This window comes from Streptomyces humicola, assembly GCF_024436035.1.
GTDB classification, from domain to species: domain Bacteria; phylum Actinomycetota; class Actinomycetes; order Streptomycetales; family Streptomycetaceae; genus Streptantibioticus_B; species Streptantibioticus_B humicola.
Window position 1 is genome coordinate 1 of record NZ_JANFNG010000026.1, and the last position, 16,996, is coordinate 16,996.

The 16,996-nt window shown below is 70.1% G+C and carries 20 protein-coding genes, 1 tRNA gene and 1 pseudogene; 10 read left to right on the forward strand and 12 right to left on the reverse strand.

Annotated elements, in window-relative coordinates; all coding sequences use genetic code 11:
* Positions 1–88 (reverse strand): adenosylhomocysteinase (locus NGB36_RS25205; RefSeq protein ID WP_255922876.1); only part of this gene is annotated, 88 nt, incomplete at its 3' end.
* A 183-nt stretch (positions 89–271) separates the two neighbouring features.
* Between NGB36_RS25205 and NGB36_RS25210 the strand changes: the two genes are divergently transcribed.
* A complete protein-coding gene (locus NGB36_RS25210; protein ID WP_255922778.1) occupies positions 272–1,501 on the forward strand; it encodes an FAD-dependent oxidoreductase in 1,230 nt (409 codons plus the stop codon).
* Between the two features lie 385 nt (positions 1,502–1,886).
* Here NGB36_RS25210 and NGB36_RS25215 read toward each other — a convergent pair whose 3' ends face one another.
* Genes NGB36_RS25215 through NGB36_RS25230 form a run of 4 tightly spaced genes read right to left on the reverse strand, consistent with a single transcriptional unit; the run spans position 1,887 to position 3,933 of the window.
* Positions 1,887–2,195 (reverse strand): antibiotic biosynthesis monooxygenase family protein, encoded by a 309-nt coding sequence (locus NGB36_RS25215; RefSeq protein WP_255922779.1) that lies wholly within the window; start codon positions 2,193–2,195, stop codon positions 1,887–1,889.
* Positions 2,195–2,947 (reverse strand): SDR family NAD(P)-dependent oxidoreductase, encoded by a 753-nt coding sequence (locus tag NGB36_RS25220; protein ID WP_255922780.1) that lies wholly within the window; start codon positions 2,945–2,947, stop codon positions 2,195–2,197. Before NGB36_RS25220 ends, NGB36_RS25215 begins: the two co-directional genes overlap by 1 nt.
* 49 nt (positions 2,948–2,996) lie before the next feature.
* Entirely contained in the window at positions 2,997–3,455 is a 459-nt protein-coding gene (locus NGB36_RS25225) for an anthrone oxygenase family protein (RefSeq protein WP_255922782.1), read from the reverse strand.
* Positions 3,456–3,468: 13 nt separating this feature from the next.
* Entirely contained in the window at positions 3,469–3,933 is a 465-nt protein-coding gene (locus tag NGB36_RS25230) for an SRPBCC family protein (RefSeq protein WP_255922783.1), read from the reverse strand.
* A 409-nt stretch (positions 3,934–4,342) separates the two neighbouring features.
* On the opposite strand from NGB36_RS25230, the gene NGB36_RS25235 reads away from it, so the two are divergent.
* The gene (locus tag NGB36_RS25235; RefSeq protein WP_255922784.1) at positions 4,343–4,711 is read left to right on the forward strand and encodes a SchA/CurD-like domain-containing protein; all 369 of its coding nucleotides are present in this window, start codon (positions 4,343–4,345) and stop codon (positions 4,709–4,711) included.
* Between the two features lie 26 nt (positions 4,712–4,737).
* Here the strand turns inward: NGB36_RS25235 and NGB36_RS25240 are convergent, their stop codons facing one another.
* Positions 4,738–6,510, reverse strand: a complete 1,773-nt coding sequence (locus tag NGB36_RS25240; RefSeq protein WP_255922785.1) for a glycoside hydrolase family 15 protein — start codon at positions 6,508–6,510, stop codon at positions 4,738–4,740.
* Positions 6,511–6,650: 140 nt separating this feature from the next.
* Between NGB36_RS25240 and NGB36_RS25245 the strand changes: the two genes are divergently transcribed.
* Both NGB36_RS25245 and NGB36_RS25250 read left to right on the forward strand, forming a co-directional pair.
* Positions 6,651–6,723, forward strand: a tRNA-Lys gene (locus tag NGB36_RS25245).
* Between the two features lie 176 nt (positions 6,724–6,899).
* Positions 6,900–7,070 (forward strand): hypothetical protein, encoded by a 171-nt coding sequence (locus NGB36_RS25250; protein ID WP_255922786.1) that lies wholly within the window; start codon positions 6,900–6,902, stop codon positions 7,068–7,070.
* 78 nt (positions 7,071–7,148) lie between these two features.
* Here the strand turns inward: NGB36_RS25250 and NGB36_RS25255 are convergent, their stop codons facing one another.
* The 4 genes from NGB36_RS25255 to NGB36_RS25270 form a co-directional block, all read right to left on the reverse strand.
* Positions 7,149–7,994 carry an ABC transporter permease gene (locus NGB36_RS25255; protein ID WP_255922788.1) on the reverse strand — a complete coding sequence of 282 codons (846 nt, stop codon included), beginning with the start codon at positions 7,992–7,994 and terminating at the stop codon, positions 7,149–7,151.
* Entirely contained in the window at positions 7,954–8,832 is an 879-nt protein-coding gene (locus NGB36_RS25260) for an ABC transporter ATP-binding protein (RefSeq protein ID WP_255922789.1), read from the reverse strand. Before NGB36_RS25260 ends, NGB36_RS25255 begins: the two co-directional genes overlap by 41 nt.
* A 56-nt stretch (positions 8,833–8,888) precedes the next feature.
* Positions 8,889–9,344 (reverse strand): MarR family winged helix-turn-helix transcriptional regulator, encoded by a 456-nt coding sequence (locus NGB36_RS25265; RefSeq protein ID WP_255922790.1) that lies wholly within the window; start codon positions 9,342–9,344, stop codon positions 8,889–8,891.
* Positions 9,345–9,471: 127 nt separating this feature from the next.
* Positions 9,472–9,948 (reverse strand): hypothetical protein, encoded by a 477-nt coding sequence (locus NGB36_RS25270; RefSeq protein WP_255922791.1) that lies wholly within the window; start codon positions 9,946–9,948, stop codon positions 9,472–9,474.
* Between the two features lie 355 nt (positions 9,949–10,303).
* On the opposite strand from NGB36_RS25270, the gene NGB36_RS25275 reads away from it, so the two are divergent.
* Positions 10,304–11,503 (forward strand): cytochrome P450, encoded by a 1,200-nt coding sequence (locus tag NGB36_RS25275; protein ID WP_255922792.1) that lies wholly within the window; start codon positions 10,304–10,306, stop codon positions 11,501–11,503.
* 65 nt (positions 11,504–11,568) lie between these two features.
* Here NGB36_RS25275 and NGB36_RS25280 read toward each other — a convergent pair whose 3' ends face one another.
* Complete coding sequence (locus NGB36_RS25280; RefSeq protein WP_255922793.1) at positions 11,569–12,702, reverse strand: PLP-dependent cysteine synthase family protein; 1,134 nt, start codon at positions 12,700–12,702, stop codon at positions 11,569–11,571.
* Between the two features lie 173 nt (positions 12,703–12,875).
* Here NGB36_RS25280 and NGB36_RS25285 point away from each other — a divergent pair, with 173 nt between their 5' ends.
* The 3 genes and pseudogenes from NGB36_RS25285 to NGB36_RS25295 all read left to right on the forward strand — a co-directional run.
* Complete coding sequence (locus tag NGB36_RS25285) at positions 12,876–13,034, forward strand: DUF5993 family protein (protein WP_255922794.1); 159 nt, start codon at positions 12,876–12,878, stop codon at positions 13,032–13,034.
* 18 nt (positions 13,035–13,052) lie between these two features.
* Positions 13,053–13,667, forward strand: coding sequence for a disulfide bond formation protein B (locus NGB36_RS25290; protein WP_255922795.1), 615 nt, complete (start codon positions 13,053–13,055; stop codon positions 13,665–13,667).
* A 29-nt stretch (positions 13,668–13,696) separates the two neighbouring features.
* Positions 13,697–13,921: pseudogene (locus tag NGB36_RS25295) on the forward strand (MFS transporter); the annotation flags it as partial.
* Positions 13,922–14,023: 102 nt separating this feature from the next.
* Here NGB36_RS25295 and NGB36_RS25300 read toward each other — a convergent pair.
* On the reverse strand, positions 14,024–15,484 hold the full coding sequence (locus NGB36_RS25300; RefSeq protein ID WP_255922796.1) for a peptidoglycan D,D-transpeptidase FtsI family protein: 1,461 nt from the start codon (positions 15,482–15,484) through the stop codon (positions 14,024–14,026).
* A 124-nt stretch (positions 15,485–15,608) separates the two neighbouring features.
* Between NGB36_RS25300 and NGB36_RS25305 the strand changes: the two genes are divergently transcribed.
* Complete coding sequence (locus tag NGB36_RS25305) at positions 15,609–15,932, forward strand: SpoIIE family protein phosphatase (RefSeq protein ID WP_255922797.1); 324 nt, start codon at positions 15,609–15,611, stop codon at positions 15,930–15,932.
* A 78-nt stretch (positions 15,933–16,010) separates the two neighbouring features.
* Positions 16,011–16,841, forward strand: coding sequence for an ANTAR domain-containing protein (locus NGB36_RS33500; protein ID WP_255922798.1), 831 nt, complete (start codon positions 16,011–16,013; stop codon positions 16,839–16,841).
* Positions 16,842–16,996: the final 155 nt, after the last annotated feature.

Genomic DNA, 16,996 nt, shown 5'->3' on the forward strand with positions numbered 1-16,996 from the left:
GACCGGGCATCTCATGCTCGGCCAGCGTGATCTCCTTACGGCCGAACTCGGCCAGCGAAAGATCGGCGACCTTGAAGTCGTCTGCCATGGAAGGCTCCTCGGGGTCGGCAACGCCGCCATGGTCCGGAGCGCAGCTCAACGCCCGTTCGAGCCCTGCTGCAGTGCGGCGGCGCAATCCTCCACCGGTCCACGAGCGGGCGCAGGCACCGTGTCGCCGTGTTCTGCCGCCGCCCGGGCGGCGGACCGCCGGGAGTCGAGGGGAGCGGCGCACATGGCCGTGCGGAAGGGTCGGTCACCGTTGGAGATCCTGATCATCGGCGGCGGCATCGGCGGGCTGTGCCTGGCGCAGGCGCTGCGCCAGGCCGGGCTGCCGGTCACCGTCCATGAACGGGACGAGTCGCCCGAGGGGCGTCGGCAGGGCTACCGGCTGCGGATCAGTCCCGAGGGCGAGGAGGGGCTGCGGGCCTGTCTGCCGCAGCCGTTGGTGGACCTGGTCGTCGCGACCTCGAACCGGCGCGAGTCCGCCGGTCTCATGGCGTACGACGAGAATCTCGAGGAGCAGTGGACGCCGAGCTTCGACGATCCGCGCGGTGACCGCCCCGACCGGATCGACGCCGTCGACCGGGTGACGCTGCGCCGCATCCTGCTGGCCGGCCTGGGCGACACGGTCCGGTTCGGCAGCACCTTCGAGCGGTTGGAGCGGACGGACGGCGGCCGGATTGCGGCGCACTTCGCGGACGGGACGGTGGCGGAGTGCGACGTGCTTGTGGCCGCCGACGGCGTCAACTCCCGGGTGCGTGCGCAGCTGCGGCCGCAGGACAAGCCGCGGGATCTGGGTGTGCGCACGGTGTTCTCCCGGATCCCGCGGACGGCCGCCATCGGGGCCGGGCTGCCGGAGATCCTGCGCGACCGGTTCTCGTACGTCATCGGCACCGACGGCCATCACCTGGGCCTGATGCCGATGGTGTTCCGCACCCGGCCGACCGAGGCCGCGGCGCGGCTGTGGCCGGACGCGGGCCTGGCGGACGCCGAGGACTACTACATGTCGGTGTTCAACGTGCACCGCGACGACCTCGGCATGGCCGAGGCGGACTTCTTCGCCCTGTCCGGCGAGGAGTTGTGCGACTTCGTGGTGAAGCGCACCGCGGCCTGGCATCCGGATCTGCGCGGCATCTTCCGGCACGCCCTGCCCGAGGAGTCGTTCGCCGTGTCGCTGCGGGCCACCCACCCGGTGCAGCCGTGGGAGGCGGGCCCGGTCGTGCCGCTCGGCGACGCCGTGCACACCATGCCCCCGTCGGGCGGGGTGGGCGCCAACACGGCGATCCGGGACGCCGCGTCGCTGGCCCACGCACTGGCCGATGTCGCCTCCGGCGCACGGGAGTTGACCGATGGGGTGGCCGGCTACCAGCAGGAGATGGTGCGGTACGCCACCGAGGGCGTGCAGATGTCGCTGCGCATCGCCCAGTGGTCGATCAAGAAGGTCGACGTCGAGGCGGCGTGATTGTCTCTTCGCGGCCGGGGAATGACCACCCGTCGGCGAACCCCGAGGACGAGGCGGCCGGGACGACCGTGTGGCTGGGGCACGCGCGTCCGCGCCGGGCCGGGGCCGCCAAGTGCCCAGCGGGTTCATCTGCACGGTGCGCTCGACGAGGTCGAGCGGGACCGTCAGCGGTCCGGTGCGTGCGTCGGGGAGCAGCCCGACGCTGCAGACCGCGATGTCGACGGGCCCGGCCGCCTCGGCGGCGCGTTTGACGCTGCCGGCGTCGGTGGTGTCCAGCGCGTGCCGGGTCCGAGGTCGGCGGCCGCGGCGAGGGCGTCGACATCGCCGCGCCACGAGATGGGCCCCTTCCGCACTCCGCCGGAAGGGACCCTCGCCGTGTGTGCGCTCAGGCGGCCTTGCCCGGGATGTGCGCGACCACCTCCATCGTGTGGAAGGAGCCCGCGCTGCGGAACGGGTGCAGCTTGCTGCGGTGTTCCAGGTGCTCGGGGCTGTTCTCGAACTCGCGGAAGCGCGGCTCGTCGACCCAGTCGCTGACGATGTAGTAGGTGGACTCCTCGGTGGTGCTCTTCGAGAGCCACTGGCCGATGTTGGCGGGGTGCCCGGTGACGGCGCCGGTGCCGGCGTGCCACTCGCGCTCGAACGCGGCCTCCTCGCCGGGCTTGATCTCCATGCGGAGCATGACGCGGAAGGTCATCAGGAGATGCCTCCGTCCACGCCGATGGCGGCGCCCGTCACGTACGACGACAGGTCGCTGGCGAGCCACAGCACCGCGCCGGCCACCTCCTCGGGGCGTCCGAGCCGGCCGAGTGCGGTCTTGCGGCTGTACATCGCCAGGGTCTGCTCGCGCTGCTCGGCGGGCTTGTCGTCGAGCGCCTCGGTGTGGATCACGCCGAGCAGCAGGGTGTTGACGCGGATCCCCTGCCCGCCGAGCTCCTTGGCGAGGGAGCGGGTCAGGCCGAGCTGCGCGGCCTTGGTCGCGGTGTAGTGCGCACGCAGCGGGACGCCCGCCTCGGCGGCCTTGGAGCCGATGTTGATCACCGAGGAGCCGGCGCCCAGGTACGGCAGTGCGCCCTGGATGACCAGGTGGGTGCCGGTGAGGTTGACGTCGACGATGCGCTTCCACTCGGCGACGTCCAGGTCTGCGTATGGGACGTGGCTGATGGCACCGGCGTTGTTGACGATCAGGTCGATGTGGCCGTAGCGCTCGCCGGCGGCCCGTACGAACGCGGTGGCCTGGTCGGGGTCGGCGATGTCGGCGCGGGCCACCAGATGATCGCCCGGGGTGCCCTTCAACTCCCGTTCGAGCGAGGCCACGAATTCGCTCTGCTGCCGGTAGTTGGTGGCGACGTCCACTCCGGCGCGGGCCAGGGCGAGGACGACGCCCCGGCCGACACCGCGGACGCCTCCGGTGACGATGGCCTTCTTTCCGGTGAGGCCGAGATCCATGAATTCCTCCGGGTCTTGCGGTGGTTGGGGGTCTTGGCAACGACGCAGGTCACAGCAGGACGACGAGGGCTGAGCAGTTGACCACCAGCGCGGCGATGGTCATCACGGCGCGGCGGCGGTTCCACATGCCCCACACCTCGCGCCGCTCGAGGCCGTCGAAGTCGTCGGGGAGGTTGTCCGGGTCAAGAGAGCGCACCCAACGGTTCGTCGGCACGTTCTTCGTCCACGAGATGACGCTCACCGCGGCCGCCAGCACCGCCCCGGCGGTGAAGAGCACGGCCGCGGACTGGGCGGCGGCGACCGCGAGGGCGATGTCGCCGACGAGGGTGCCCATCAGGCAGATCGGCATCCACGGGTCGTAGCGTCCGGCGAAGAACGCGTGGGCGTGGACGTACCGGTCGGCGGGGAGCGAGGCCAGCAGCGGGAAGCCGCCGAGCTGGGTGCCGAGCAGTACGCCGGCGGCGAGCCCGTTGAGGAGCACCACCAGCGGTGCCAGGAACTGGAGCACGGTCGCCTCCGGGTCAGCGGGCAGCGGTACGCGCCGCGGCCTCGACCTTCTTCTTGATCAGATCCATCTGGATCGCGGTGTTGCGGTTGAGGTGCGCGGTCATGCCGGCGTCGTCGACGGGCGCCTGCGGCTTCATGTGGAAGTCCTGGACCCAGCGCATCCGCACGCCGTCCTGGAGCTGGGTGTACTCCCAGTAGATGTTCATGTAATCGAACGGCCCGGTCTCCACGCGGTGTGCGCGCACCGTCCGGGTGGCCGGGTCGGGTGTGCGGCGGGAGACCCAGCTCCATACCTTCCCGTCCTCGTCCGGGTGCATGGTGAGGCGGAACTCCACGGTGCCGTCCTCGTCGGTCGACAGGATCTCGGCGGAGGCGTACTCGCTGAACAGCTCCGGCCACGAGGCCACGTCGTTGGTGCGCTCCCAGACCAGGTCGAGCGGCGCGTCGATGATGATGCTGTTGTCGGTGTGTCCGGCCATGTCGGGACCTTCCTGACGGTTGTTGGCGCCGCGAGAGCATGTCAGGGCCGTCTACAGACCGGCTCGAAGGAACATCCAGTGGTCACGCGGGCGCACGCCTCGCTCGCTCCACCGCCGTACGAGCCGCAACTGCCAGCATCTCCCGGTTGGCCCGCGGCCTTCTATCTGCAAAGCGGCATGGGCTTCTCGGCGTTCGGCGCGGGCGTCGCGGTCGTTCCCTACTCGATCGGGGCGATGGCCACGTCGTCGTTCTCCCCGCTGGTCGTCCAGCGGGCGGGCCGGATCGCGCTGAGCGCCGGAATCGCGGTGGTGATCGCCGGCATGGTGTGGATGATCCTGACGCGGACGGCGTCCCGTCGGCCGCGTGATCTTCGAGCCGGATCCGAGCGCGCTGCGGTGCGATGGCGGCATGCCTTTCGCCGCGATCACCTACGATGTCAAGTCCGGTTTCGAGAAAGAGATCACGGAGGTGTTCCGGGGCTTCCGGCGGGTACGCTCGTCGGTCGTCGAGGACGACACCGGCCGGCCCGAGGCGACGATCCTGTCGACCGCCGTGTTCATCCGCGACGCCACCCTCGTGCGCGTCATCGAGTACGAGGGCGACCTCGACGCCGTCGCCCGCTTCATGGCGAACCAGCCGGGGGTGCGCGAGTTCGAGGAGCGCATCGCCCCCTACCTCAGCCGCCCGCGCTCCACCGCGACCATTGAGGACTTCGTCGCCACCTTCAAGCGCAGCCTGCTCAACCCTGTGGTGCAGTTCTCCGTGCGCGACCGGTGAAACCCGTCAGGTGACGCCCGGTCGTTTCAACCGCCCAGCGCCAGGGCGGTGTTGACGAGCCCGATGTGGCTGAACGCCTGCGGGAAGTTCCCGAGTTGGCGCCCGGCGCGGCAGTCCCACTCCTCGGCGAGCAGCCCGACGTCGTTGCGCAGCGCCAGCAGCCGCTCGAACAGCTCGCGCGCCTCGTCGCGCCGACCGATCGCGGCCAGGGCGTCGGCGAGCCAGAAGGAGCACACCAGGAACGCGCCTTCGCCGCCGGGCAGTCCGTCCACGCCGATCTCGCTGTGCCGGGTGGGGTAGCGGGCGACGAAACCGCCCTGGAGGAGTTCGCGCCGGATCGCCTCGACGGTGCCGGCCACACGCGGATCGTCCGGCGGTAGAAACCCGACCTGCGGGATCAGCAGCAGCGAGGCGTCCAGCTCTTTGGAGCCGTAGGACTGGGTGAAGGTGCGCCGCTGCGGGTCCCACCCCAGCGCGCACACCTCGCGATGGATCGTCTCCCGCAGCGACTGCCAACGTCGCACGGCGTGCCCGGCGCGGTCGTGCCGCTCCAGCAGTCGTACGATCCGGTCGGCCGCCACCCAGGCCATCACCTTCGAGTGCACGAAGTGGCGGCGCGGCCCGCGGATCTCCCAGATGCCCTCGTCGGGCTCCCGCCAGCGGGTCTCCAGGTGGTTCATCAGCTTGTGGCGCAGCAGCCCTATGTCGTCCGTGGGCGGCAGCCCGGACCGCTCGCCCAGGTAGAGGGCGTCCATCACCTCGCCGAACACGTCGAGCTGGAACTGGCCTGCGGCGGCGTTGCCGACCCGCACCGGCGCCGAGCCCTCGTAGCCGGGCAGCCACAGCAGCTCGGCCTCGGGCAGCTCCCGCTCCCCTGCAACCCCGTACATGATCTGCAGGTTCTGCGGGTCACCCGCGACCGCCCGCAGCAGCCAGGACCGCCACGCCTCGGCCTCCTCCCGGTAGCCGGTGTTCAGCAGCACCGACAGCGTCAACGCGGCGTCGCGCAGCCAGGTGTACCGGTAGTCCCAGTTGCGCACCCCGCCCAGCTCCTCGGGGAGCGAGGCGGTCGGCGCGGCGACGACGCCGCCGGTGGGCCGGTACGTCAGCGCCTTGAGGGTGATCAGGGAGCGCACCACCGCGTCCCGCCACGGGCCGTCGTAGGTGCAGCGGCCCACCCAGTCCGCCCAGAAGCCGTCGGTGGCCCGCAGCGCCGCCGCCACGTCGCGCTGGGGCGGCGGCGGAAGGTGCGACGCCTGCCAGCTGAGGGTGAACGCGGCCTGCTCGCCGGGGCCGAGGGTGAAGTCCGAATAGGTCGTCAGGTCGCTGCCGTGGGTTTCGACGTCGGTGTCGAGCCAGAGGGAGTCGGGCCCGGCGACGGCGGCGAGCCGTCCCGCGGTCTTGCGCGCCCAGGGGACGACGCGGCCGTAGGAGAAGCGCATGCGCAGCGCGGACCGGACGGCGACGCGGCCGCAGACGCCTTCCACGATCCGCACCAGTCGCGGGGCCCGGCCGCGCGGCGGCATGAAATCGGTGAGCCGCACGGTGCCGTCGCGAGTGTCCCACTCCGATTCGAGGATCAGCGAGCCGCCGCGGTAGCGGCGGCGGACGGCGTGCGCAGGGCCTCCGGCGGGAGCGATCCGCCAGAAGCCGTTGGCGTCGTCGCCGAGGAGACCGCAGAAGACCGCGGGGGAGTCGAAGCGCGGCAGGCACAGCCAGTCGACGGAGCCGTCGCGGCCGACCAGCGCCGCCGTTTGCATGTCCCCGACAAGCGCATAGTCCTCGATCCGGCCGGCCACACACACCTCCTGCTCTGCGAGGGACGAGGCGATGGACGGGTGTCCGGCACACCGTAGGCAAGGGCGCTAGAGCACCGGTCCAGCGCCCGGCGGTCGTCCTGAGCACCCGCTCCCATCAGGTACGATGTCTGCATTCATGAGCGCCGCTAGCTCAACTGGCAGAGCAGCTGACTCTTAATCAGCGGGTTCGGGGTTCGAGTCCCTGGCGGCGCACCGATGATCACGACAATGCCCCCTCACGCGAGGGGGCATTGTCGTGTCTTTGCACGTCGAGCTGCGGGGGTCGGCGCATCGAGCGAGAATCGAGGTATCCGGCTCGTTCAAGGAGATGGTCGAGTTCAACGGAGGCCATCAGGCCTGTCACGCCATGACAGGGAGTTGACCAGACAATGAGTGCTCCTGTGCAAGAACGGCCGCACTTCGATTATCGGCACGACCGCCACGACGGTTCCGGTCCCGCCAGGATGAGAGTCCAGGAGGAGCCCGACGCTCCGCCGCTGCTCCTCGCCGGCACCGACGACGACGGCACGGAACCGCACATCTGCCGCAGCATCGACTGACTCAACTGACTTCGACTGACACGCCGGCGCGTCCCGCCGTCCCCCTCCCTGCCCTCGGTGAGGGGGACGGCGGCGGCGTCACCTCGCCAGCCGGGCCAGCAGCGCGGACGCGGCAGTGATGCCGAGCGCCGCGGCGAACGCCAGGACGGCATAGTCCGTGCCGAGGTGGGCCGGGGTGCCGATCAACAGCCCGCGCAACGCGTCGACCTCGTAGCTGAGCGGGTTGAACTTGCTGATGACCTGCAGCCAGCCGGGCATCGCGGAGACCGGGTAGAGCGCGTTGGAGCCGAAGAAGAGCGGCATCGTGATCGCCTGACCGATGCCCATCAGCCGGTCACGGGTGAGCACGATCCCCGCGATCGACATCGACAGGCACGAGAAGAAGGCCGAGCCGAGCACGACGATCGCGACGACGCCGAGCAGCTTGAGCGGGTTCCAGGTGAGCGAAACGCCGAGCAGCGCGGCGATGACGACCACCACGACCACCTGGATCACCGCCTTCACCCCTGCCGCGAAGGCCTTGCCCGTCACCAGGGCGGCCCGTGGCGTCGGGGTGACCAGCAGCTTGGTGAGGATGCCGGAGTCCCGCTCCCAGATGATCATGATCCCGTAGAAGATCGAGATGAACATCGCGGACTGGGCGATGATGCCCGGCGCCAGATAGTCGAGATACGGGATGCCCCCGGTCGGGATCGCCCGGATGCGGGTGAAGGTCTCACCGTAGATCAGCAGCCACAGCGCGGGCTGGATGGCCCGGGTGTAGATCTCGGTGCGGTCGTGTCGGAGCTTCTGCAGCTCCACGATGCACATGGCGAGCACACGGGCGGGCACCACCCGCCAACCGGTGCGGGCCGCGGGCGCGGTGAGCAGCAGGTCGAGCCGCTCAGCCGACTCGGGATGCGGTGCGACGGGTGCGGCGGACATCGCGGAACTCCCCTCCTCCCTGGTCGTCAAGACCACTGCCTGCGACGTCCCGGAAGACGTCCTCCAAGGTCACGGGCGATGCGTGGTCCACGCCGGCCTCCCGGCGGCGCTCGTCGAGCCGGTTCTTGAGCTCCTCGGGCGTGCCGTGGGCGCGGATCCTGCCCTTGTGCATGAGAGCGAGGCGGTCGCAGTACTGGTCGGCCTCGTCCATGTAGTGCGTGGTGACGAGGACGGTCATGCCGGTCGCCGCCCGCACCTGGCTGATGTGCTCCCACACACCGTCCCGGGCGATCGGGTCGAGGCCGATCGTCGGCTCGTCGAGTATGAGCAGCCGCGGCGCGCTGACCAGGGCCTGCGCCAGCTCGAGGCGGCGTACCATGCCCCCGGAGTACGTACCGGCGAGCCGGTCGGCGGCCTCGGTGAGCCCGACCGCCTCCAGGGCCTGCACCACGCGCTCGGCGCGCTCCTTGCGGGAGACGTCGAAGACGCGGGCGAACAGCGCGACGTTCTCGCGCCCGGTGAGGCTGGCGTCGGCGGAGAGCTGCTGGGGTACGTAGCCGAGCAGGCGGCGCACGTTCATCTTCTGGCGGGCCACGTCGTACCCGAAGACGCGCACCACCCCGGCCGGGACCGGCAGCAGTGTGGTGATGACGCGGATCGCGGTGGTCTTGCCGGCGCCGTTCGGCCCAAGCAGCCCGAAGACCTCCCCGGTGCGGACGGACAGGTCCACACCGTCGACGGCCTTGGTCGAGCCGAAGGAGTACTCCAGCCCCGTCAGGCTGACGGCCTCCGCGGCCGACGGGCCGTCCGTCGTCGTCTCCGGAGCGGATATCGGCACGTGAGCTCCCTCCCGTCGCCCGCCACCGCCGTCAGGCGAGGCGCTTCGCGCCACCGTCATATCTCCTCCACTTCCTCGCGCAGGTTCGTCGCCAGCCTGCGCAGTGCGGGGATGGCGGCGGCCAGGGCCGCCCGGTCGTCGTCGGAGAGCCGTTGCACCTGCTCGCGCACGAGCGCGCTGCGCCGCTCGTCCCAGGCCTTCATGCGGTCGGTGGCCTGCGGCGTGGGGTGCAGCAGTGCGGAACGGCGGTCGCCCGGATCGGTCTCGCGGACCAGCAGGCCTTCCTTGGTGAGCTGGTTGACCAGCGTGGAGACCGAATTGCCCGCGAGGTAGAGCTCCTTGGCCGCGGCCGAGACCCGGACGCCGGGACGAGCCGCGACGAGCCGCAGCAGCTCGATCTGCGCACCCCGCAGCCTGGGCCCCTCCAGGCCGCGGCGCAGTCGGCGCCGGATCAGCCGCTGGATGCCGATCAGGACATCGGCGAGCGTGTCGGGGAGCTCTATGTCAGGCATACGATAATTTTAGCTCTGCGTACGAGGTAAGAGAAGAGGCCCGGGGAGAGCCCCCCGAAGAGCACGCCGGAGAGCCCCTTTACGCGGCCGGGGACGCGCGACGCGCCGACGCACAGCCGGCCCCGGTTCAGCGCTCTTGAGGGCAGCCCAGCTCGGGCCGCGCCCTGTTCGGCGAGCAGCCGACCACCGACAGGGAGAGAAACGACGGCTGCCCGAGATAGCAGCCGAAACAGACGTCCCGCCCGGAGGCCAACGTCTCGGCCGCGCTCGCGACCACGGAGGCGAGCCGCGCGGGCTTCCTGTCGTGAGGCGAGGCGAAGCGCCCCACGTACTCGGCGGGTTGTGCGCGCAGCCATGCCGTGGCGGCGCCCGGGTCCTGCCAGGTGCCCAGGATCAGCGCGGGAGACTTGAGCAGCCACAGCGCGGTCTCCAGCGGCGGTACGCCGGAGTTGACGAAGCCGTCCAGCAGGAACCGGTACTCCGCCTCGCGCTGGGCGTTCACCTCCGGATCGGCCGTGGCCCACGGTCGGTCCGGCAGCCTGCGCAGCGCGTCGTTGTCGAACGTCGCCTTGTCCCCCACCCATGCGTATCCGTGGAAGTGCATAGTGCATAGGGCTTCCATGCGGTGAGTGCACGCCAAACGTGCCCGTCCGCTCCGGAGAGTAATCCCGCGTACGCCCCTGCGAGCGCGCTACCTCGATGCTTCCCGTGCGCTCGCCCGTATTGGTGACCGGGTGTTACTGGCCGGAGTCGTGTGGTTACGAAAGAATCATGGCCTTCTTGTGACCCGACGCTCTGTCGTCCCGGCAGCCGTCATGTACGGCGGCGCTCGCACCCGGTTCGAGCCCCCACCTCGATGGTGCGCGCGCCGCCCTACTCGAAGAGGGGGCCTGCGCGCCGCCGACAACCAAGCCCATGCGGTCGTGAGGCCGCTCTGCGACGAGGAAGAGTGACGCTTCGTGAGTGCTGTCCCCAACGAGTTGGCCTTCCCACTGTCCCCGCGCGGTGACGTCCTCCCTGCAGAGTGCGCCCAGCTGCGCACCCGCCGCCCGGTGGCCCGGGTCCGGCTGATGACCGGAGACACCGCATGGCTGGTGACCAGCCACGCGCTCGCCCGCCAGGTGCTGGAGGACGAGCGGTTCAGCCTCAGCAACACCGCAGCGCCCGGGGTGCCACGGCAGTACGCCCTCACCATCCCGCCCGAAGTCGTCAACACCATGGGAAACGTGACGAGTTCGGGCCTGCGCTGCGAGGTGCTCAAGACGCTCTCGCCGCCCGCGGACAGCGGCCTTGCCAACTGGCTGCGGATGCGCGCGGACGAACTGCTCGACCCGATCGTCGAGCAGGGCCCTCCCGTGGATCTGCGCGAGTGCTTCGCCGCACCGTACTCCGCCACGCTGATGTGCAAGCTGCTCGGTCTGCCGTATCGCGACTGGCGGCAGCTGATGTCCGGCCTCGATCTGGGCTTCATCACCAGCCCCGTGGCATTCGAGGGCTGCACCGCCGGCTGGGAGAAGGACTACGCCTATGTCCTCACCCAGCTGCGTCTCGACCGCTCCCGCCAGTCGGGCCTCATCCGCAGGCTCTGCGAACTCAAGGACGACGCCGCGGAGTCGGAGGGCCTCACCGATCAGCTCCTCGCCGGCGTCGTCGCCTCGCTCTTCGGCGCGGGCGCGGTGAGCACGTCCGCTTTCCTGCTGCACGCCGTCCTGGCCCTGCTGCGCCATCCGCAGACACTGCAGCGGCTGCGGAACGAGCCGGGACGGATGAGCCGCGCCGTCGACGAGCTGCTGCGCTTCACCCTCTCCATCGGAGACGGCCTGCCCCGGCTCGCCATGGCCGATGTCAAGCTCGGCAACGAGCTGGTCAAGGCCGGTGAGCTCGTCCTCGTGTGCGTGGAGGCAGCCAACTTCGACCCGGAGGCCTTCGACTCCCCCGATGGGTTCGACATCGACCGCAGGCGCAATCCCCACCTCGCCTTCGGCGGCGGACGCCACTACTGCCCGGCATCCGCCCTCTCCCGTCTCCACGCGGAAGTCGCCCTCAGCGCCCTGCTCCACCGGCTGCCGGGGGTGCGGCTCGCCGTCCCCGTCGACCAACTCGTCTGGCGCACGGGCTACATCAAGCGTCTTCCGGAGCGTCTCCCGGTGTTGTGGTGACGCGCGACGTGCGCGCCTCGATGAGTAAGCGCTGCGCGGAGGCGACGCCCCCCTCACGCCACGGTTCACGCCACGGTGAGTTCGCCCGTCTCCAGGAACGCCTCCAGGCGCGCCGTGTACGGGGTGACGTCGATGGCCTGGTCGGCGAGCCAGCGCGGTGAGTAGTACTTGTCGAGGTAGCGCTCGCCCGGGTCGCACAGCAGGGTGACGACGGATCCCCGCTCGCCCCGGGCCCGCATCTCCGCAATGATCCGGAACGCAGCCCATGTGCCGGTGCCCGTGGAGGCACCGGTGCGGCGGCCGAGCAGGCGGTGCAGCAGGTGGATCGTGGCGATCGAGGCGGCGTCAGGGACGCGCATCATGCGGTCGACGGTGGTGGGGATGAAGCTGGGCTCCACGCGCGGGCGGCCGATGCCCTCGATGCGGGAGCCGAGCGACGTGCGCACCGTCGGGTCGCCGGTGCGCCAGCCGTCGAAGAAGGCGGAGTTCTCCGGGTCGGCCACGCACACGGCGGTGTCGCGCTGGGTGTAGTGGATGTAGCGGGCGATGGTCGCGGAGGTGCCTCCGGTGCCGGCTGTGGCCACGATCCACCTCGGCTCCGGGTGCCGTTCGCGCTCCATCTGGCGGAAGACCGACTCGGCGATGTTGTTGTTGCCGCGCCAGTCGGTGGCCCGCTCGGCGTAGGTGAACTGGTCCATGTAGTGGCCGCCGGTACCGGCGGCGAGGCGCGCGGCCGCGTCGTACACCTCGCACGGGTCGTCCACGAGATGGCAGGTGCCGCCCTGGAACTCGATCAGCTCGATCTTCGCCCGGCTGGTGGTCCTCGCCATCACCGAAACGAACGGCACCCCGATCAGCCGCGCGAAGTACGCCTCCGACACCGCCGTCGAACCGCTCGACGCCTCGATGACGGGACGGCAGGGCCGGATCCAGCCGTTGCACAGCGCATAGAGGAAGAGAGAGCGTGCCAGCCGGTGCTTGAGCGATCCGGTCGGGTGGGTCGACTCGTCCTTCAGGTACAGGTCGATGCCCCACGCCTCGGGCAGGGGCACCGACAGCAGATGGGTGTCCGCCGACCGGTTGGCGTCGGCCTGCACCTTTGCCACGGCTTCTTTCAGCCACGCCCGGTACACCGGGTCGTGGCGATCGATGTCCTCGTTGAGCTCCGGCGCTGGTCGGGGCGGCGCGATGTCGGTCATGCCCACCTGTATAGCGACCGCACCGTCTCAAACCATTACTTGGGGTAATCACCCAGAGAGCCTTTGAGGACTCGTGTGTTCGAGGCGCTGCGGGAGCGCGTCAACGCGTTTCACGATCCACTGGAGATCCGTCGGTCGTCCACGGCGGATTCAACGGCAGATCAGGAGCGGGTGTGGAGACGGTCATCTTTCTGATGATTCTCGGGGCCTTCGCGGTGATGCTGCGAGCCCGTAGACGCCTGTATGTGATCGGTGCGTGGGCGGCCTGTCTCGTGGTCACGATGATGCTGTTCGAGTATCACGTGACGTCATCGCTCAACCTGAGGTTCTGAGGCTTCGACGTGATCACCATGACGCCCGCGACGAGGGCAGAGACCGACAAGCCGGCTGCCCCCCTTCCGCTGAAGCGTCGCGCCGGCTTCGCCTTCAACCACGTTTTCCTGCTCGGCTACTGCGCGGTGCTGCTGAGCGGGTTCGTGATCCACTTCACCGAATGGGAGCACCCGTGCCCGCTGTGCGTCGTGCAGCGGATGGCGATGATGCTCTGCGCGATGGGCCCGGCCTATGTGATCGCCCGCTCGCGCGTGGGCCAGGTGGTGCGTTCCGACGTGATGACCGGCTTCGGCATGGCGCTGGTCGGTGCGGTGGCCGGGCTGGTGATGTCGGCGCGGCAGGTGCTGCTGCACATCATGCCGCCCGACCCCGGCGTCGGCAGCACGCTGCTGGGACTGCATCTGTACACCTGGGGGCTCGTCACCTTCGTGGTGGTCTTCGCCGGCTGCGGCTTCTATCTGCTGGTGAGCGACGAGCTGGTGCCGGGGCCGGTGCGCTACGGCTGGGTCTCGCGCGCCGCGTTGTGGCTGTTCGCGCTGGTCATCCTGGCCAACGCGGTCGTCGTCTTCTTCGAGGAGGGGGTGCACTGGTTCCTCCCCGACAATCCGGTCACGTACCGCCTCGTCCACTGAGGGCGGCGCACCCGCCTCCGCCGACCCGCATGGTGGCGGGCCGTGCGTCGCTCGTCGCCACGGGCGCCTCGCTGCTGCTGGTCGCCGCCATCGTGCTGGGCAGCCGCCTGCTGCGCGACTTCGACTCGGCACTGACGCCCTACGCCGTCACCACCGTCTTCCTCACCTTCGGCCTCGCCTTCCGCTGTACGGTCTGGGTCTCCGCGCCGGGTGCACGGCGGCTGTTGGCCAAGGGCCGGCGGTCGCTGGTGTCGTGGCGCGCCTCGGCACAGGGACACGGCGACAAGGACATGGCCGCCAGTTACTTCACAGGCCTCGCCGCATATTGCCCGAGCACAGCGCCCGGGCGGTACAGGTCACGACGAGGAGTTGAGCGCCGCCTGCATCATCGACTTGGCGATCGGGCCTGCGAGCCCGTTGCCGCTGATCTCGGAGCGGACAGCGTTCGGGTCGTCGACCATGACGGCCACCGCGACCTCCTTGCCCGCGCCGTTCTTCGCGTACGACACGAACCACGCATACGGGTTGCCGCTGTTGTCCACGCCGTGCTGGGCCGTGCCGGTCTTGCCGCCTACCTCGACGCCGGGGATCTGCGCGTTGGTGCCGGTGCCCTGGTTGATCACGCTGACCATCGCGGAGCGCAGCTGCTGCGCCGTGTTCGCGCTGATCGGCTGCGACTGCTGTTGCGGGTTGAGCGACTGGATGGTGTCGCCGCTGCCGTCGGTGACCTTGGAGACCATGTGCGGGGCCATCAGCGTGCCGCCGTTGGCGATCGCGGAGACGACCATGGCCATCTGCAGCGGCGTTGCCCGCACGTCGAACTGGCCGATGCCGGTCTGTGCAGTCGACGACGCGGGCATGTTCGTCGGGTAGACGCTCTGCGCCGCCCTGACGGGGATGTCCAGATGGCTGGAGTCGAAGCCGAACGTGTCGGCCATCGCCTTCACCTTGGCCTGGCCCAGGTCGACGGCCATCTTGGCGAAGACCGTGTTGCAGGAGTATTCGAGCGCGGTGCGGATCGTGGCGTTCGCGCAGGGCGCGGCCGCGTTCTCGTTGGTGAGGCGGACGGTGGTGCCCGGCAGTGTGTAGGGGTTGGGGCTGCTGGTCGGCTGGTCGACGGAGGAGTAGAGGCCATCCTGGAGCGCGGCGGCAGCGACCACCAGCTTGAACGTGGAGCCCGGCGGGTAGGTCTGGCGCAGCGCGCGGTTGACCATCGGCTGGTTCTTGTCGTTGCTCAGCTGCTGCCATGCCTGCGCGTCGGCGCTCGAACTGCCGGCGATCCTCGACGGGTCGTACGAGGGCGTGGAGACCATGGCGAGGATGTTGCCCGTCTTGGGGTCGATCGCGACGGCGGCACCGTTCTTGGTGCCGAGCCCGCTGTAGGCGGCCTTCTGCACGGCCGGGTCGATGGTGGTGATCACGTCGCCGGGCTTGCCGTGGCTGCCTTCGAGCACGTCGAGCAGGCTCCTGGTCTGCGCATCCGTCCCGTTCAGCACCTTCTGGTAGATGCCTTCGAGCTGGGTGGTGCCGTAGACCTGGGAGCTGAAGCCGGTGACGGCGGCATACAGCGGGCCGTCGGTATAGGTGCGTGTGTACTTGAAATCCGAACCGGTTGTCGCAGCCGACCCGGTGACCGGCTGACCGGCCACGATGATGTTGCCGAACGGGTTCGCGTACTGCGCGACGAGATTCCGCCGGTTGTACTGGTCGTCCGCGAGTGCCTGTCCGTCCACCGCCTGCAGCCAGGTGGCCCGCACCATGACGGCGACCACCAGCAGCAGAGCGAAGACCGAAGTACGCCTGATCGTCTTATTCATCCCCCTCACAAACGTCCACGGGGGTTGGTCCGGTTCCTTCGATCGAGCGACTCACAGCTTCGGCGACCGATATGTTCGGAATGTGACAGCGAGAGGAATCCGCCGACTGCTCGAAGCAGTGGGCATGGCCATCTCGAGCCGCCGGGGGATGGCCATCCCACTGATGGCGCCCCTCGGGCTGACCGCCTACGCGACCGGCGCGCCGATGCCCTGGCGAGTGGAGCTCGGGCCCGACGAGGTGCTGCTGATGTGCACCGACGGCGTGGTCGAGGCCCGGGGGCGCGGCGACGGCGCGTTCTACCCGCTCGCCGAACGTGCGGCCTCGCTCGTCGCAGGCTCCTCGGCCGACCTGGAGAACGCGATCTCCCGCCTCTACGCCGATCTCCTCCGCCATGTGGGCGGCAGGCTCGGCGACGACTCGGTGCTCCTGCTGCTGGCACGGTCCTGAGGCGCCGTGCCGCTAGCGGCCGCGGGGGGCGACGGGGCAGGCTGGGCTCCGCTTGCGAACGTGTGCGGGGAGCGGAACGTGAACGTCGGTAACGGCATAGATGACGACATAGGCAGCGACATAGGCAGCGGAATGAGCGGACGTGAGCGATCGCTCGCGGAGGCTTTCGCGGAACTGTCCGCAGCCATGGCGTACGGCTCCGGGCCGGACGCCCTGCCGCGCGCCGGGACCGGGGACGTGCTGCGGCTGCTCACCGAGCGATGCTCGGCCGTCGTCGGCGCGGCCTGCGTCGCCGCGCTCCTCGCCGACGAGGGCGGCCGGGCCTGGACGGCTGCGGGATCGGACGAGCGCGCGGTCCGGCTGGCGCGGCTGGAGCTGCGCGAGGGCGAAGGCCCGTGCTCGGACGCCCACCGGGAGGCGTCCCCCGTCAGCCCGGGCACGGCGGACGAGGCCGCCGCACGATGGCCGCGATTCGACGCGGAGGCCGGCGCCGCCGGGTTATCGGTGGCGTGGGCTGTGCCCATGCGCTGCGCGGGATCGGCGGTCGGGGCACTGGCCGTCTTCCGGCCCCCTGACGTGGAGGCGGCCGCCGAGAACTCCTCCGCCGCCGTCGCCGTCACGCAGGCCCTCGCCGACGCCGTCGCCACCGGCATCGTCCAGCAACGCGTCCTGCGCCGCAGTGAGCAACGCGCCGAGCAGCTGCAGTCGGCGCTCACCAGCCGCATCGTCGTCGAGCAGGCAAAGGGCGTGCTCGCTGAACGGTGGGGCGTGAGCATCGACACCGCGTTCGCAGCCCTGCGCCGCCATGCACGCACCCACCGGCTGCGCCTGTCGGACCTGGCCCGCGGGATCGTCGACAACGCTGTCGACTCCGAGGCGCTGCGCGCCGACGGTGGCGAGGCTCCGTAGCGCTGCCTGCACATTGTCACCCAGCGCGCAAGCACCCTGACTTGGCGTCAACTCGCCCTGTACGTTGGCTGTTCGACTGTTCTAGGGTATTGACCGTGGCCCCGGACCCCGGCCACACGTCGCCACAGACAACCCCCCTCAGGTGCCAACCCCGA

Coding starts and splice junctions, on each gene's coding strand:
- NGB36_RS25220 (WP_255922780.1), bottom strand. CDS start 2,947: ATGGATCTCGGCCTCACCGGAAAGAAGGCCATCGTCACCGGAGGCGTC.
- NGB36_RS25265 (WP_255922790.1), bottom strand. CDS start 9,344: ATGCCTGACATAGAGCTCCCCGACACGCTCGCCGATGTCCTGATCGGC.
- NGB36_RS25305 (WP_255922797.1), top strand. CDS start 15,609: ATGGCCATCTCGAGCCGCCGGGGGATGGCCATCCCACTGATGGCGCCC.
- NGB36_RS25270 (WP_255922791.1), bottom strand. CDS start 9,948: ATGCACTTCCACGGATACGCATGGGTGGGGGACAAGGCGACGTTCGAC.
- NGB36_RS25235 (WP_255922784.1), top strand. CDS start 4,343: ATGCCTTTCGCCGCGATCACCTACGATGTCAAGTCCGGTTTCGAGAAA.
- NGB36_RS25280 (WP_255922793.1), bottom strand. CDS start 12,702: ATGACCGACATCGCGCCGCCCCGACCAGCGCCGGAGCTCAACGAGGAC.
- NGB36_RS25250 (WP_255922786.1), top strand. CDS start 6,900: ATGAGTGCTCCTGTGCAAGAACGGCCGCACTTCGATTATCGGCACGAC.
- NGB36_RS25300 (WP_255922796.1), bottom strand. CDS start 15,484: ATGAATAAGACGATCAGGCGTACTTCGGTCTTCGCTCTGCTGCTGGTG.
- NGB36_RS25290 (WP_255922795.1), top strand. CDS start 13,053: ATGACGCCCGCGACGAGGGCAGAGACCGACAAGCCGGCTGCCCCCCTT.
- NGB36_RS25210 (WP_255922778.1), top strand. CDS start 272: ATGGCCGTGCGGAAGGGTCGGTCACCGTTGGAGATCCTGATCATCGGC.
- NGB36_RS25255 (WP_255922788.1), bottom strand. CDS start 7,994: ATGTCCGCCGCACCCGTCGCACCGCATCCCGAGTCGGCTGAGCGGCTC.
- NGB36_RS25215 (WP_255922779.1), bottom strand. CDS start 2,195: ATGACCTTCCGCGTCATGCTCCGCATGGAGATCAAGCCCGGCGAGGAG.
- NGB36_RS25230 (WP_255922783.1), bottom strand. CDS start 3,933: ATGGCCGGACACACCGACAACAGCATCATCATCGACGCGCCGCTCGAC.